We start from the raw sequence: 15487 nt of genomic DNA on the forward strand, positions 1-15487 counted from the left end.
ATGACTGATGAGCGTTCTAGAAAATTGATGGAACGGCTGATTGAACGTTCAATCCATGAAATAAATGAATTAGCTACTCAAACGGGTTTGACAAAAAGGCAGCTGGAGTACTCGTTAGAAAAAATCAATGGGGATGTTGCAATTGACAATGAATCAAAATTAGTGATTGAAAACAACCATATCATTTTAACAAACCAACTCCGAGAACAATTTATAGCGATTCTTTCAGATAAAACATATGCTAAAGGATACTTAATGAATGCTTTAGAACGATCAAAGTATTTGTACTTACTACTATTTTATTATGCAGATGACTTTCTTTCGATCAATCATTTTGTGGAAGAGCTTGGCGTTGGGAAAACAACTATTATCAATGATCTGAAAAATTTGACGATTGAGTTAGATTCAGAAAATATTCAGCTTGTTTATACTAGAAAAAGTGGGTATCAGTTACTAGGCAACGAAGAGCATATTCGCTATCATTTAATGAAAATGATAATTTGGGATTTAACTGAAAATAATACTGCATTTATCTATGATCGGTTTTTAGAAAAACATCAAACTGAATCTATTGAGTCAACTAGACAATTGATCGAAAAATATACAGTACAATATGGGATTTCATTTGTAGAAAATCGTTTGACAGAGTTTCTATATACGTTTATTTTCTTGAAAAAAAGATTGCTTCATTTGCCAGCCATATCCAATGATATGTATCAGCTGCCTGCATTGATCGCAATGAAAGAATACCAATTTTCCAAAAGTATTTTAGCTCATTTTAGTATTCAAGATGAGTCAGCTTATATGTATCTTTGTGCCTGGATATTAGGTCTATCTGTTGGTCGTCCCAATGACGCCGCAAAAGATTATGAAACAATTATAGAACTAGTCAAACGAATTATTTTTCGTTTTGAGGCCATATCAGGGATTCGTTTTAACAATCAAGAATTAGTCATTCGGCAATTGTATACTCATCTTAGACCGACATACTATCGTTTGTATTTCAAACTGCCAATTGTAAATCCACTCCATAGTAAAATAAAGGATGAGTATAGTGAGTTGTTTAATATTGTCGAAGAGACATTAAAGCCAATCGCTTCTTTGTTTGAGCATCGAATCCCTGAAGATGAAATTGCATTTTTGACGATGCATTTTGCTTCGTTATGCTCCAATTTTGATGAGTATAAAACATCGCAAAAGGTTGCACTGATTGTTTGTCCTAATGGAATTGGAAGTTCTTCTATTGTTTATACAGAGCTAAAAGTCCTTTTTCCAGAATTGTCATTCATAGGACCTGTTGAAACGAATGAGATCGAGCGATTATCGGATTCATACGATTTGATTTTTTCTACAGTCCCGAATATTCGGTTATTTTATACAAGAAAACCTGTTTATATTGTGAGCCCAATCATGAATACTCGAGAAAAGTATCGCTTGATCAGTGATGTGTATATGCAAATAGGCAATTTCAATTTCAAACTACCAAGTGTGGGGAAAATTATGGAAATTGTTCAACGACATACCACTGTTAGTGTAGGATCTTCTTTAGAAAAAGAGCTTTATGAATATTTAATTAATCAAGAAGAACCTATTGAAAATGACGGGGATGGCCCTAGTTTGATGGAAATTACAGCTCCTGAATTAATACAGCTAAACCTGCATGCTAAAAATTGGGAAGAGGCGATCCGTCGTTCGGCAGCACCGCTCTTAAATGATGGCAGAATTACAAGAAATTATATCGACACCATTATTGAAACTGCTAAAACACAAGGTCCCTACATGGTTATTTCAAAACATGTAGCGCTACCTCATGCAAGACCAATCGATGGGGTAGAAAAATTAGGGATGAGTATTAGTGTATTAAAAGAGCCGATTGTATTCGGAAGCACAGAGAACGATCCGGTCAAGTATATATTTTGCCTTGCCGCTACCGAAAATAATCGTCACTTAAATGCGATGGCGGAACTAGTAAAGTTATTAGATGATTCTCTCTTTTATCACTTACTTGATACCAGTAAAGACCCCAATGAAATTTATCAGTATTTATCGTAAAAAGGGAATCAGATGGTGAGATTGGATCGCTTTTATTGGAAAAAGCAGTTTGCAAGAGTTTTGCAAACTGCTTTTCAATGAAAGTATTATATATATTTTAATAAAACTTCAGCAACGCCGTCTTCATCATTGCTTGTTGTTTGAATGTCTGCAGCAAGTTTGACGCTTTCTGTTGCATTACCCATTGCGACACCGATCCCAGCATACTCGATCATAGACAGATCGTTTTCGTTATCACCAATCGCCATTGTTTCTGACTGAGAAATACCTAAATGCTCTGCAAGCTTCGCAAGGGCATTACCTTTACTAGCTTCTTTATTCAAAATTTCATAGTAAAAATCCGTACTTTTCACAGTAGTGTATTTACGAACAAATTCTTCTGGTAGTTGATTGATTGCTCTGTCTAAAATTTCTGGTTCATCGATCATCATCATTTTGATAATTGACATATCTGGAGTCATCTCATCAACTGTTCGATATTTTAAAGGCATGTCAACAAGAGAAGCTTCATGCACCGTGTATTTCCCGATATCCCGATTTGCTGTGTAAATTGTTTTATCATCGATTGTATGCAAATGTGTCCCAACTTTTCGAGACATTAATTCTATTTCTAAAAAGTCGTCATAACTCAAAGTGTATTGAGAGATGATCTCGTTGGACTTTGTTGCCTGTACTAAAGAACCATTATACGTGATTACATAATCGTTATCGCCATATAAATCCAATTCAGTAAGTTGTTCTTTTACCCCTGGCAAAGGACGTCCTGTACATAATACGATATACATACCACTTTGATTGGCTTTTTGAAGTGTTTCTTTCACTTTGGGCGTGATTTTTCTGTTTGAATCCAATAATGTTCCATCAATATCGATTGCAACTAATTTGACTGACATAAGTTCCTCCTAAGGTGTACTCTTTAATTTTTTCCTTCAACTAATGCACCATTGTGAATATATGCTGTAAATTCACGATAGGTGTCATCAAATAAATCATAATGCTGCTGTCTTTTTGGGTCAACCATTTCTTTTGGAAAATAAAAACGTTCATCAATTTGAGTTTGACCAGCAAGTGCAGCCACTAAGTGACTGATTTTAGATAGTTCAATTAAGGTACCATCTTTTTGCATGATTTCAATTTGGGTTCGATGACTATTTTTTTCTGGACGATAAAAATCATATGGCAAATCATAACTTGAATTGATGGCAGTGTAATATTTGGGATTATAGCCAACTTTTTCAATCAAGGCTTTCAAATGGCGGATCGTAACTGAATCGCGATTGCCGGAAAACGTTGCTGATTTTAACGGTTTACGTATTAAAAAGCGGTTCGCTAGATCATTAAGGATCGGATCAGGTAAGGAAGTCCACTGGGTGAAGTATGTGTTCAACACGCCATCATCCAGTTTTAAATATTCCTGCAACGAAAAGTTACCTTTAAAAAAAGGAACCAAAAGCTGAGAATGTAGTTGATAATCTTCGGGTTGTTGTTCATACAATTCTTTTGCTCGATGTAAAAGATGATCCAAAATGACTTCCATACCACGAGAAACTGGGTGGAAATAGACTTGTACATACATTTGATAACGGCTAACAATATAATCTTCAACCGCGTGCATACCATTCATGGCAAATGCCAAACCATCTTTGTAAGGACGGATGACACGTAATATCCTAGTTAAATCAAAAGTACCATACTCAGTTCCCGTAAAATAAGCATCACGTAATAAATAATCCATGCGGTCAGCATCAATTTGACTGGAAATCATTTGAACAACTTGTGGATTAGGATATTGTTTAGTAATGACGCTTGCTACTTTATTAGGAAAATCCGCTGAAACTCGGTTCAATATCTGAAAGACTTCTGTTTCTGGAGAGGTGATGATTTCAACAGTGATTGCTTCATGATCTGTATTAAAAATATGTTCAAACGTATGAGAGTATGGTCCATGACCGACATCATGGAGCAACGCAGCACAAAGTGCGACTAAGCGTTCACTATCATCCCAACCATCTTCGCCTAGACGCTCAGCTGAATAATTACGTTGAAAAATATCACAAATGCGGCGAGTTATTTCATATACACCTAAAGAATGAGCAAAACGACTATGCTCTGCACCATGAAAGGTGAAAGAAGAAGTACCTAATTGTTTGATACGCCGTAATCGCTGTACCTCAGCTGAATTGATTAAATCTAAAATGACTTGATGTTGGACATGAATATAGTTGTGTACAGGATCTCTAAAAACTTTCTCAATCGGTAAAATTTGATACTTATAAGGGGTTGACATTGTTTCACTCCTTTTACTGTGTTTCACAGGAAATATTTTATGAACTGATGTTGAAAATGTTAACGAACAATCTACGTCCGTCATCGGAGTATTGCTATTTTAACAATTGGTTTCGTTGCTCCATTTTTTTCATTTGTTTGTCGATTTCGGTAGTAAACCAATCAGAAGTTAATAATCCAGGCAATAGTTCACTATCGATCGTAACGGGTGCTCTATCTAATAATACGTCAATTAATCGTTTTTTCACTTCATCAACCGTTATTTTTTTTTGAAGTAAGTCTTCCAAATTTGCCATGACTTTCGGATCAACTGCAGGATAACCATTTTTGCCAAAATCCTCGTGCAGACTTGCCTCATAAAAACGGCGGACACTTTCTCCACGTTTTTGTTGATTACCATTGACACTTAAATAAATCATGATAGCAGTACCATTTTTGATCCGACGTTGAGCGATTCCAGCAAATTTTTTACCATTGATGCTTAAATCAAATGTACCTGGACAATAAGATGTTGTGATTTCAAAAGCTTCAATAGAATGTATGGAATCTTCAAAAGCAAGCTTGATCCAGTTCCACATATAAGTATAAGCTTCATCTATGCTCATTTTTTTATTTTCTGTATTTGGAAGAATCAACGAAAGATTTAAAATGCCGGCATCCGCAATTACGCCTAATCCACCAGCATTTCGTAGGACAACGTTGTATCCATCTCGCGCCAAAGAAGCTAAACCACTGCTTAGATCAGGGACACGGGTATCTTTCATGCCGAGAATCATGGCTTGATCAAGTTGCCAAAAATGGATGATTGGCTGTTGGTTGATTCCAGAAAATGTAGTGAAAGTATCAGTCAATGCAAAAGGAAGAAAATAATCTTTTGCAGTCAAACATTGTTGATCATATAAAAAGACGTTATCTGTTGTGAATAGTTGATTTAAATTAGTCATCTTGTTCTTCATCCTGTCTTATGCGGGAAACATAGTCCTTCACTTCTTTATTCATTTGGTTATATTCATTTGTAAAGCGCATAGGCTTACTGATAATTCTCATCGGCATGGTGGCTAAAAATTTACTGAAATCCTGTCTGGCTTCTTCAGTTAAACGACCTGGTTTAGAGACTAGACGTTCATATAAATAATGATAAAATTGATTCATTGCATCAATGTCAATACTCATTTGATTATGACACTCTGCGCATTCAATGCTCGAAATGATTTCATTCATATATTGAATATCATGGAGTGTTTCTTTTTGGCAATGCATGCAAAATAACATTGCTTTTTCATCGTGAAATAACATTTGTTTCCACCTCCAATTTCTATTATATACGATTTAAGGGAAAAATCATGCTTATCTACGTAGAAATAAGAAAGAAAAGTGATAATTTTTAAGGAAATCCAAAAAATCAAGAGAATACCTTGCTATCAGTTAAAGAAAAATATAGAATATTTACATATGATCCATTAGAGAACAAATGTAAAATGGAGGTGTGGAGATGAATAAAAAAATAGGCGAGACTCAACAAACGAAAGTGATAGATGAGCGCCAAGCACTAAGAAAAATGTGGGAAATTAGAATTTTTGAGGAAATGATCCAAGAGCTTTTCGATGCAGGAGAATTGTACGGGACAATGCATTTATGTATCGGCCAAGAGGCTACCGCAGTTGGAGGTGCAGGCATTTTAAAAAAGAGTGACTGGATTGTTTCAACACATAGAAATCATGGACATTGTATCGCAAAAGGAACCGATATCAGAAGTATGTTTGCCGAAATGCTAGGTAAGAAGACAGGAACCAACGAAGGCAAAGGAGGCAGTATGCATATTGCTGATTTGAATGTGGGGAATTTAGGTTCAAATGGAATAGTTGGAGCTGGGTTCCCAATTGCGGCTGGAGCGGCTCTAAGTGCCCAGATGCAAGGAACTGATCAAGTTGTGCTGTGCTACGCTGGAGATGGCGCTACTAATGAGGGTAGTTTTCATGAAGCGCTGAATTTAGCTTCTATTTGGCAATTGCCAGTGGTTTATTTTATTGAAAATAATCAATATGGTATGAGCAGCTCCATTGAGCAGATGGTTAATATAGACAAACTTTCCGATAGAGCAAAAAGTTATGGTATTGAAGGGATAACAATTGACGGCAATGACTTAGTTGCAGTCTCTAAAACTGTTTCGCAGGCTGTAGAAAAAGCAAGAAATGGCGGGGGACCTACATTGATAGAAGCATTGACTTATCGACACAAAGGTCATTCTAAGTCAGACAAATTAATGTATCGTTCAGAAGAAGAATGCCGTCAATGGCAAGAAAATAACGATCCAATCATTCGCTTAGAAAGCGAACTGATCAAAAATGGTGTTCAACAAGAAGCGGATATTCGACAAATGGAGTTCGCAATCCGCAAAGAGTTTACTGATCTGGTCGCCTCTGTGAAATCAGACAGCGAACCTGAAATAGAAGATCTTTTGACACATGTCTATGCGGAGGGTGAAGCATGAGAATGATCACATATTTACAAGCAATTAATGAAGCACTGGATGAGGCTTTAGCTCAAGATGAACGTGTTTTTTTGTTAGGAGAAGATATTGGTGTTTATGGTGGGGGATTCGGCGCAACGCATGGGCTTCAAGAAAAATATGGAAGACAGCGAGTGAGAGATACACCAATATCCGAAAGTGCAATTGCAGGTGTATCCGTCGGAGCTGCGATGACGGGCATGCGTCCTGTGATGGAGTTGCAATTTTCGGATTTTATAACAGTTGCGATGGATCAATTAGTGAATCAAGCAGCGAAAATTCATTATATGTACAGCGGGAAAGCAAAAGTTCCTTTGGTCATGAGAACAGCAGCAGGTTCAGGAACAGGGGCTGCAGCACAACATTCGCAAAGTTTAGAAAATTGGATGGCCCATATACCAGGTTTAAAAGTAATTCAACCAAGTAATGCTTACGATGCAAAAGGATTACTTCATGCAGCTATTAAAGAGGACAATCCCGTCATGTTTTACGAGCATAAAATATTATATAAAACGTTGGGAGAGGTTCCAGATAAACCTTATACAATACCAATCGGTCTAGCGGACGTTAAACGAACAGGGAAAGATCTGACAATCGTTGCGACAGGGATCATGGTCAACAAAGCTCTGGAAGCTGCAGAAATTGCTCAGGAAAAGGGCATTTCTATCGAAGTTGTTGATCCGAGGACTTTAGTGCCTCTTGATACCAAGACTATTTTAACGTCTATCGAAAAAACAAAACGCGTCATCGTCGTAACAGAAGCTGTAAAAAATAGCGGGTTTAGCGCAGAAATCACATCGATTATTGCTGAATCTAAAATTTCTATGAAGTTAAAAGCACCGATTGTACGTTTAGGCGGGGCATTTGTACCAATGCCGGCACAAAAAATGTTAGAAGCTCACGCAACTCCTCAAGTTGAGTCACTTCTTGACGCAGTAACTCAGGTCATGGCAGAAATCGAGGTTTAGCTATGAAAATCAGTGAAGACCGTAGAAAAATACTAAAAATTGTTACGATGTATTACGAGCAAGGGTTGACACAAGCAGCCATTGCAAAAAAAATGAATATATCACGACCTGTGATTTCTAAAATTTTACAACAGGCGAAAGAATCAGGCACTGTTTCGATTTCTATCAAAGACGAATCTGCTTATGCAGTAGAACTTGGCTTACGTTTAGAAAAAAAATACCAGTTAAAAGATGTGATCGTAATCCCAACAAATGAGCAAAAACAAGTTGAGACGTTAAAAAAAGAAGTCAGCCAAGCAGCCGCATTTTATCTGTTAGACCATTTAAAAACAGAGATGAGTGTTGGCTTATCTTGGGGAACGACTTTAGCTGATATGATTGACGAGATGCCTTATTGTTCATTTCCAACAATCAAAGTTTGTCCTTTAGTCGGTGGTGTTTCTAGCGAGCATCTTTATTTTGATACAAATCACTTAGTCTTTAGATTAGCTGAAAAACTCAACAGTCGCTGTCAATATTTTTACGCCCCCGCCTTAGCCGAAAGTAATGTACTGGCAGAGGTTTTGAATGAGTCTCAATTAGTCCAAAAAGCGATGGATCAAGCAAGAAATGTTGACTTTGCAATTATTGGTGTAGGTAATCCGAATGAAAGTTCTACTTGGAAACGCCTTGGCTATATCGAAACGAAAGAGTTAGATATGATCAAAAAAACTGGGGTCAAAGGCGACGCTGTAGCATCCTTATTTGACAAAAATGGTCAAACAGTTAACAATGAAATAAGTAAACGAATGTTAGGCATTAAGGTTGAGGATTTAGTTAATATACCAGATGTAATGGTTATTGGGTGCGGTGAAGAAAAAGCTGAAAGTATCAAACCATTATTGCTAGGAAGATGTTGTACTATTTTAGTTGTCGATGAAATAGTTGCGGAAGCTCTGGTGTAAACTTGACGAGTATGTTCGTGGAAAGATAAAATATGAAAGAAGGAAAGGGTGCCTTAGTCCTGTTTTCCTATTTTTCTATCAAGGTTGAATGAACGTATTCAGCTTTTAATTTAAGGAGAGTGCTTTTAATGGATTTATCACAAGGAACACCAGTATCTATTCAATTAAAAACAATAGTAGATCAAGCTGGTGAAAAGAAAAATTTTTATTTTGATTTAGAAGGTCAAATCGTGAAGATCGGTGATACATTATATATTCGCTATAAAGAAGAACAAGAAGAAGGCGAGCCTGTACCAGTGACGATCAAAGTTGAACCTGATGGTAAAATTCAACTTATTCGTGCAGGTGGTCTTAGAATGCGATTGAAATTTGCTTACCAAGAACGATTAGAGACTAGTTATAAAACACCATATGGTTTATTTCAAATCACGACATTTACTCGTAATTTGCGCTTCAGTCTCAAGGATCAGCCTGTTGCAGGCAGCATTTTAGTTGACTATGATTTATACTCTCAAGCCGAAAAAATCGGTGAATATCATTTAGAACTAGAATTTACTGCGTAATTATGTAATAATCAATTGATTTTTTCTTCATGTTTTTGTATGATAAGGAGTAGACTGTGAAAGGACGTGTACCGTTTGGAAATTAATGTATTTGACGGGTTGAACAAAGATGAACTATCCATGATCGAAGTTGCGCACGCAATTTTAGAACAACGTGAAGATGTGATGGACTTCTCTGATTTAGTAAACCAAATTCAAAATTATCTTGGAAAATCTGACAGCGAAATTCGTGACTCTTTAGCACAATTTTATACTGACTTAAATATTGATGGCAGTTTTATCTCTTTAGGAGATAACCGTTGGGGCTTGCGCTCATGGTATCCAATCGATTCTATCGACGAAGAAGTAACACATGGTTTAGATGAGGACGAAGAAGATAAACCACGCCGTAGAAAACGTAAGAAAGTCAATGCGTTCATTATTGATGTTAATGATGAAGATGTGATCGACTACAACGATGATGATCCGGAAGATGCTGAATTAACGGATGATGATGACGATGATATTCTTTACGATGATGATGACGATGAAGAAGATGAAGAAATCAAAGCATATAATTCTGATCTTCAAGAAATCGGTGCAGATTCTGACGATGAAGAAGAAGAGTTACCTGGAATCGAAGAAGATCTTACAATCATTGATGAAGATGATGTAGATGATGACTTCGATGACGAAGATGAATATGCAGATCCAGAAGAAGAAGTATAAAGAGTAAAAAGAAGAGGATTCTCACTTTGGGAATGCTCTTTTTCTTTCTTAATAAAGTTACCAATGATTGAATTTATAATTTGATAAGAAAAAAAGAATCAAAATGATTGACAAATGGTCTATATCTTTGTAAACTATCATTGTTAACAAAACAAGAATAGCGTTTTCATGTGACTAGATAATACTAGGCATGGAAGAATTTCATTAAAATATGATATACTCATATTTTGACGGGATTGTTCTATGCTTTTTTTGTTGTCTTATAACAAGAGAACGGACAATCTACTTCTGCAGAAGAGGAATGTTTATGAAAATCAAAAAGGTGCTCAATCAAAATGCAGTACTCGTCGTGGATGATGGACAAGAAAAAGTGGCCGTTGGTAAAGGCGTGGGATTCAACAAAAAGAGAAATGATTTGTTATTCCCACAACAAGTGGAACGGATGTTTGTGATGGAACCTGAGGGCTTGAAAAAGCTGCAAGTTTTATTATCACAAATTGATGAGAGATACTTTTTTGTCACAGAAGAAATCATCGCTCATGCTGAAACTGTGCTTGGTGAAAAGTTAAATGAACATATCAATATTGGGTTAAGTGATCATATTGCGTTTGCCGCAGAAAATATTCAAAATAATATCATTGTGCGAAATAAACTTTTGAATGAAATCGAAATTCTTTATACTGAGGAGTTTTCGATTGCGCAATGGGCAGTTGATTATTTGACACAAACGTTAGGAATCCCTTTTAGTTATGATGAGGCAGGTTACATTGCAATCCATATTCATAGTGCTCGTAGTGGGCGAACGGATAACAGTAAAAGTATTCGTGAAGTCACAATTGTTTCAGAAATTATTCATTTGATCGAGCAAGAATTAGGAATCAATATTCATGATGAAAAGATGAGTCTCAGCTATTCACGATTGGTCAATCATTTACGCTTGTTTATTCACCGCTTTCAACAAAGTCAGTACGCAGTGTTAGATGATGAAATTTTGGATGTCGTGCGTAAAAAATACGCAGAAAGTTACGAGATATCAAAAAAAGTTCAAGTTTTGTTAATGAGAAATTTTCACTATCAAGTACCAAACGAAGAATTAGGTTATCTTGCTATTCATATCGAACGGCTGAAGATGATCAAATAAAAGACAAGGGGAGAGACAAAAATGAAAGCATATATGCAAAGAATGGGACGCTCGTTGATGCTTCCTGTAGCGGTATTACCAGCTGCAGCGATTTTAATGGGTATTGGATACTGGATCGATCCAAACGTTATGACGGGTTTAGGAGATCCCAACTTTCTATCTGTTTTTTTAGTTAAAGCAGGTGGCGCAATTATTGATAATCTACCTGTATTATTTGCGGTAGGTTTAGCATTAGGTATGTCTAAAGATAAAGATGGTGCAGCAGCCCTTAGTGGTTTGGTCGCTTTCTTAGTAGTAACAACGTTACTTTCAACTGCAGCAGTGGGTGCCATGAAAGGTATTCCAGTAGAACAAGTTGATCCTGCATTTGCTAAAATTAGTAATGCGTTTATCGGAATTTTATCTGGATTGATTGCCGCAGCAATGTACAATCGATTTAGTCAGGTGAAATTACCAATGGCTTTATCTTTCTTTAGTGGTAAGCGATTAGTTCCAATCATGACTGCATTAGCAATGCTAGTAGCTTCAGGTGTATTATTCTTCTTATGGCCAGTAGTATTCTCTGGACTAGTTGCATTTGGTGAGTCTATTTCTAAATTAGGTGCTGTCGGTGCTGGTTTATATGGATTCTTTAACCGTTTACTAATCCCAACTGGGTTACATCATGCATTAAACTCAGTGTTTTGGTTTGACGTTGCTGGAATCAATGATATCGGTAACTTCTTATCTGGTACTGGAGAAAAAGGAATCACTGGGATGTATCAAGCTGGATTCTTCCCAATGATGATGTTTGGATTACCAGCAGGTGCTTATGCAATTTACCGTAATGCACGTCCTGAAAAGAAAAAAGCAACAGCTTCATTAATGATCGCAGCAGCGTTTGCTTCATTCTTTACTGGTATTACTGAACCACTAGAATTCTCATTTATGTTCGTTGCATGGCCATTATATGTTTTACATGCTATTTTGACAGGTATTTCATTATTTATTTCTGCAATTTTCCACTGGACAGCAGGATTTGCTTTCAGTGCTGGTTTAGTCGATTTTGTTTTAAGTTTACGCAATCCAATTGCCAACCAACCGTATATGTTGATTGTTCAAGGATTAGTTATGGCAGTTCTTTACTTTGTTGTATTTGACTTCGCAATCAAAAAATTCAACTTAATGACTCCTGGTCGTGAAGAGGGCGAAGGCGAAGAAACACCAGACATCGATACAACTGGTGACAACAAATTTGCAGTTTTAGCTAGCAAAATCTACCAAGGTCTTGGTGGGGATGCTAACGTTACTTCAATCGATAATTGTACAACTCGTTTGCGTCTAACTGTTAGTGACACAGGCAAAGTCGATCAAGCAAAAATCAAAGCAACAGGCGTTCCTGGTGTGAAAGTGATTGATGATACAAATATTCAAGTAATCGTCGGTACAGAAGTGCAATTCGTAGCGGATGAAATGAATAAAATTCGCAATGGCGCAGCTCCTGTTACAGGTGAACCTGTAAAAAAGCCTGAAGTGAAAACAGAAGCACCAAAAGTAACAGCAAAGGAAACTGAATTATATGCTGTTGCAAACGGAAAAGTTATCCCAATTTCAGAAGTACAAGACGATGTTTTCTCAGCAAAAATGATGGGTGACGGTTTTGCAGTTATCCCAACTGATGGTGAAGTATCAACTCCTGTTGCAGGTAAAATCACAAGTATTTTCCCAACAAAACATGCTTTAGGAATTCAAACAGATTCTGGTATTGAAGTATTGTTACACATGGGCTTAGACACAGTTGAGTTAAAAGGTGCACCATTTACGTTACATGTTGAAGAAGGTCAAGTACTAAAACAAGGTGATAAAATCGCAACAATCGATCTAGCAGCTTTAGAAACTGCTGGTAAAAAATCTGATTTGATCGTTGTATTTACAAATCAAGATGTTGTTGAAAGTTACGATTTAACAAAAGCAAATCAAACAGTTGCCGCTAATGATTCAATTGGTAAAGTAACTGTAAAATAAGCTGATAAAAGCTACCTGAGACTATTCTTAGGTAGCTTTTATTTCTTTTCTTGCTTTATTTTTATTCTATGATATGGTTAAAGTGTAATTGTTTTATGTTATTTAGCTTCAAGAGCTAACCTAGAAGTAAAGAGATAAAAATAAATGAAGTAAAAAGTACGTTAACTTTTTTTATTTTCTGTCGAGGTTCAACAAGCTCTTTCAGCTTATAAATTAGGAGGAGATTATCTTGCATGAATAACGCTGGACACAAAGAAGTGCCAGTTGATGATCATACGGTTTCTTTGTGTCATATTGGGTAAATATGATAAAGATGAAGGAGCAGAATCACATGATTATTATTAAAGGAAATAATCCGAGAAAAATCGACAAAATTTGGGAATTAGTAAAAAAAGAACACACAGGGAAAAAAGTTGCAATCGTTGGCTATCCTGGAGAGATTCCACATAATTTTATTCGCGCAAAGCAAATGCCTACCTATGAAACAATGACAAAGCACAATACACTTGACGATTTAACACGCTTTTTAAAAGACACAAAAGATCGATTTGAAGCAATCATTTTATATCTTGATTGTGAATCTCATTTGATAGAGTCAATAAAGGAAACAACAAAGTCTTATAAAGAAAAGTTCATCTTAACTGTTTATGATGAAAAGGTATATGAGCAAGTGGTTGATGGAGAATAAAGGTGGTAAATGGTATGAACGAAAAGATGGAACAATTGTTGGGACTGATCAAAAAGTTCCAAACTGAAGATCTTTCATTGGATGATGCAATAGAACTTCGACGTTTATCTGCAGAATTTGCAAATGTCTGCGGCGAAGCTGTTGAACAGAAAATGGATCAGTTTTATAAAAAATAAGTAATTAACTGAATGGTAGCATAAGAAAGATAGAATTATTTCTGTCTTTCTTTTTTTATAGTAAAATCTCGTTACTTATAAATAGTAAGCAAATAAGTTGTATATCTATTTTAAAGGTATATAATAACACTATAAAGGTCAGGGAAGGTCAATCGGAAGTTGATTTTCTACTGAATCTTTAAACAAAATAGGAGGTTTGTAAAATGGCAAAACAACATTATGACAGAAGTAAACCACATGTAAATATCGGCACGATCGGACATGTCGATCACGGTAAGACAACTTTGACCGCTGCAATCACAACAGTATTAGGGAAAAAAGGCCTAGCAAACCCGCAAGACTATGCTAGTATTGATGCAGCACCAGAAGAACGTGAACGTGGTATTACAATCAACACATCACATGTAGAATATGAAACAGAAGCTCGTCACTATGCTCATATCGATGCGCCAGGACACGCAGATTATGTTAAAAATATGATTACAGGTGCAGCCCAAATGGATGGTGCGATTTTAGTCGTATCAGCAACAGACGGACCAATGCCGCAAACACGGGAACATATCTTACTATCTCGTCAAGTGGGCGTAAAATATTTGATTGTTTTCCTTAATAAAATTGACTTAGTCGACGATGAAGAATTGATTGATTTAGTTGAAATGGAAGTTCGTGAGTTACTGAATGAATACAATTTCCCAGGAGATGATACACCTATCATCAAAGGATCAGCACTAAAAGCATTGCAAGGAGATCCAACTGCGGAAGCTACAATTATGGAATTGATGGATACTGTAGATGCCTATATTCCTACACCTGAAAGAGATACAGATAAACCATTATTACTACCAGTGGAAGATGTCTTTTCAATTACAGGGCGTGGAACAGTAGCGTCGGGGCGTATCGATCGAGGAAAAGTAAGTGTTGGGGATGAAATCGAAATTGTCGGAATCAAACCTGATACACAAAAAGCTGTAGTGACAGGTATTGAAATGTTCCGCAAAACACTAGACTACGGTGAAGCAGGAGATAATGTAGGAGTATTACTAAGAGGAATTACTCGTGATGAAATTGAACGTGGGCAAGTAATCGCCAAACCAGGTTCAATTACACCTCATACTAAATTTATTGCTGAAGTTTATGTTTTAACAAAAGAAGAAGGTGGAAGACATACACCATTCTTTACGAACTACCGACCACAATTTTATTTCCGGACGACTGATGTAACTGGAGTTGTTGCGTTACCTGATGGCGTTGAAATGGTTATGCCAGGAGACAATGTTACGATCGATGTTGAATTGATTCACCCAATTGCGGTGGAACAAGGAACGACATTTTCAATTCGTGAAGGCGGACGGACTGTCGGATCAGGCATTGTGACTGAAATAGAAAAATAACAAAAATAGGTTGGAGCAGAAGTGTTTAATCTCGAGAACCAAGTAGGTACTGCGCAA

15 protein-coding genes are annotated in these 15487 nt (G+C 36.6%); 11 read left to right on the top strand and 4 right to left on the bottom strand.

All coding sequences use genetic code 11. From position 1 onward, the window contains the following. Positions 1–2052 (top strand): BglG family transcription antiterminator, encoded by a 2052-nt coding sequence (locus tag AC4BB7_RS08605; protein WP_490485077.1) that lies wholly within the window; start codon positions 1–3, stop codon positions 2050–2052. Between the two features lie 86 nt (positions 2053–2138). On the opposite strand, the gene yidA is transcribed toward AC4BB7_RS08605, so the two are convergent. The 4 genes from yidA to AC4BB7_RS08625 all read right to left on the bottom strand — a co-directional run bounded on the left by yidA (position 2139) and on the right by AC4BB7_RS08625 (position 5634). Beyond that, a complete protein-coding gene (gene yidA / locus AC4BB7_RS08610; RefSeq protein ID WP_490485078.1) occupies positions 2139–2945 on the bottom strand; it encodes a sugar-phosphatase in 807 nt (268 codons plus the stop codon). Positions 2946–2968: 23 nt separating this feature from the next. Beyond that, positions 2969–4339, bottom strand: a complete 1371-nt coding sequence (locus tag AC4BB7_RS08615; RefSeq protein ID WP_490485079.1) for an HD domain-containing protein — start codon at positions 4337–4339, stop codon at positions 2969–2971. Between the two features lie 94 nt (positions 4340–4433). Further along, positions 4434–5282: a lipoate--protein ligase family protein gene (locus tag AC4BB7_RS08620; protein ID WP_490485080.1), complete on the bottom strand. Its 849-nt coding sequence runs from the start codon at positions 5280–5282 to the stop codon at positions 4434–4436. Further along, on the bottom strand, positions 5275–5634 hold the full coding sequence (locus AC4BB7_RS08625; RefSeq protein WP_490485081.1) for a hypothetical protein: 360 nt from the start codon (positions 5632–5634) through the stop codon (positions 5275–5277). Before AC4BB7_RS08625 ends, AC4BB7_RS08620 begins: the two co-directional genes overlap by 8 nt. 196 nt (positions 5635–5830) lie before the next feature. Here AC4BB7_RS08625 and AC4BB7_RS08630 point away from each other — a divergent pair, with 196 nt between their 5' ends. The 10 genes from AC4BB7_RS08630 to tuf all read left to right on the top strand — a co-directional run bounded on the left by AC4BB7_RS08630 (position 5831) and on the right by tuf (position 15430). Next, positions 5831–6829, top strand: a complete 999-nt coding sequence (locus AC4BB7_RS08630) for a thiamine pyrophosphate-dependent dehydrogenase E1 component subunit alpha (RefSeq protein ID WP_490485082.1) — start codon at positions 5831–5833, stop codon at positions 6827–6829. Then, the gene (locus AC4BB7_RS08635) at positions 6826–7815 is read left to right on the top strand and encodes an alpha-ketoacid dehydrogenase subunit beta (RefSeq protein WP_490485083.1); all 990 of its coding nucleotides are present in this window, start codon (positions 6826–6828) and stop codon (positions 7813–7815) included. The genes AC4BB7_RS08630 and AC4BB7_RS08635 overlap by 4 nt, the downstream gene beginning before the upstream one ends. Before the next feature lie 2 nt (positions 7816–7817). Further along, positions 7818–8759: a sugar-binding transcriptional regulator gene (locus AC4BB7_RS08640; RefSeq protein WP_490485084.1), complete on the top strand. Its 942-nt coding sequence runs from the start codon at positions 7818–7820 to the stop codon at positions 8757–8759. A gap of 128 nt (positions 8760–8887) precedes the next feature. Beyond that, a complete protein-coding gene (locus AC4BB7_RS08645; RefSeq protein WP_086313009.1) occupies positions 8888–9322 on the top strand; it encodes a YwiB family protein in 435 nt (144 codons plus the stop codon). A 75-nt stretch (positions 9323–9397) separates the two neighbouring features. Further along, on the top strand, positions 9398–10030 hold the full coding sequence (rpoE, locus tag AC4BB7_RS08650) for a DNA-directed RNA polymerase subunit delta (RefSeq protein WP_490485085.1): 633 nt from the start codon (positions 9398–9400) through the stop codon (positions 10028–10030). 307 nt (positions 10031–10337) lie between these two features. Beyond that, the gene (locus AC4BB7_RS08655; RefSeq protein WP_490485086.1) at positions 10338–11171 is read left to right on the top strand and encodes a PRD domain-containing protein; all 834 of its coding nucleotides are present in this window, start codon (positions 10338–10340) and stop codon (positions 11169–11171) included. A gap of 21 nt (positions 11172–11192) precedes the next feature. Then, the gene (gene nagE, locus AC4BB7_RS08660) at positions 11193–13175 is read left to right on the top strand and encodes an N-acetylglucosamine-specific PTS transporter subunit IIBC (RefSeq protein WP_490485087.1); all 1983 of its coding nucleotides are present in this window, start codon (positions 11193–11195) and stop codon (positions 13173–13175) included. 331 nt (positions 13176–13506) lie between these two features. After that, positions 13507–13863, top strand: a complete 357-nt coding sequence (locus AC4BB7_RS08665; RefSeq protein WP_490485088.1) for a hypothetical protein — start codon at positions 13507–13509, stop codon at positions 13861–13863. Positions 13864–13877: 14 nt separating this feature from the next. Further along, positions 13878–14039, top strand: coding sequence for a hypothetical protein (locus AC4BB7_RS08670; protein WP_490485089.1), 162 nt, complete (start codon positions 13878–13880; stop codon positions 14037–14039). Positions 14040–14242: 203 nt separating this feature from the next. Next, positions 14243–15430: an elongation factor Tu gene (gene tuf / locus AC4BB7_RS08675; protein WP_490485090.1), complete on the top strand. Its 1188-nt coding sequence runs from the start codon at positions 14243–14245 to the stop codon at positions 15428–15430. Positions 15431–15487 lie beyond the last annotated feature (57 nt).

This window comes from Enterococcus sp. AAFC-DPL-5182 (genome assembly GCF_058216605.1).

Bases quoted from the DNA above. Each gene is read 5' to 3' on its own strand.
- AC4BB7_RS08630 (WP_490485082.1), top strand. From the start codon at position 5,831: ATGAATAAAAAAATAGGCGAGACTCAACAAACGAAAGTGATAGATGAG.
- AC4BB7_RS08625 (WP_490485081.1), bottom strand. From the start codon at position 5,634: ATGTTATTTCACGATGAAAAAGCAATGTTATTTTGCATGCATTGCCAA.
- tuf (WP_490485090.1), top strand. From the start codon at position 14,243: ATGGCAAAACAACATTATGACAGAAGTAAACCACATGTAAATATCGGC.
- AC4BB7_RS08640 (WP_490485084.1), top strand. From the start codon at position 7,818: ATGAAAATCAGTGAAGACCGTAGAAAAATACTAAAAATTGTTACGATG.
- yidA (WP_490485078.1), bottom strand. From the start codon at position 2,945: ATGTCAGTCAAATTAGTTGCAATCGATATTGATGGAACATTATTGGAT.
- AC4BB7_RS08670 (WP_490485089.1), top strand. From the start codon at position 13,878: ATGAACGAAAAGATGGAACAATTGTTGGGACTGATCAAAAAGTTCCAA.
- nagE (WP_490485087.1), top strand. From the start codon at position 11,193: ATGAAAGCATATATGCAAAGAATGGGACGCTCGTTGATGCTTCCTGTA.
- AC4BB7_RS08645 (WP_086313009.1), top strand. From the start codon at position 8,888: ATGGATTTATCACAAGGAACACCAGTATCTATTCAATTAAAAACAATA.
- AC4BB7_RS08665 (WP_490485088.1), top strand. From the start codon at position 13,507: ATGATTATTATTAAAGGAAATAATCCGAGAAAAATCGACAAAATTTGG.
- AC4BB7_RS08655 (WP_490485086.1), top strand. From the start codon at position 10,338: ATGAAAATCAAAAAGGTGCTCAATCAAAATGCAGTACTCGTCGTGGAT.
- AC4BB7_RS08620 (WP_490485080.1), bottom strand. From the start codon at position 5,282: ATGACTAATTTAAATCAACTATTCACAACAGATAACGTCTTTTTATAT.
- AC4BB7_RS08615 (WP_490485079.1), bottom strand. From the start codon at position 4,339: ATGTCAACCCCTTATAAGTATCAAATTTTACCGATTGAGAAAGTTTTT.
- AC4BB7_RS08605 (WP_490485077.1), top strand. From the start codon at position 1: ATGACTGATGAGCGTTCTAGAAAATTGATGGAACGGCTGATTGAACGT.
- AC4BB7_RS08635 (WP_490485083.1), top strand. From the start codon at position 6,826: ATGAGAATGATCACATATTTACAAGCAATTAATGAAGCACTGGATGAG.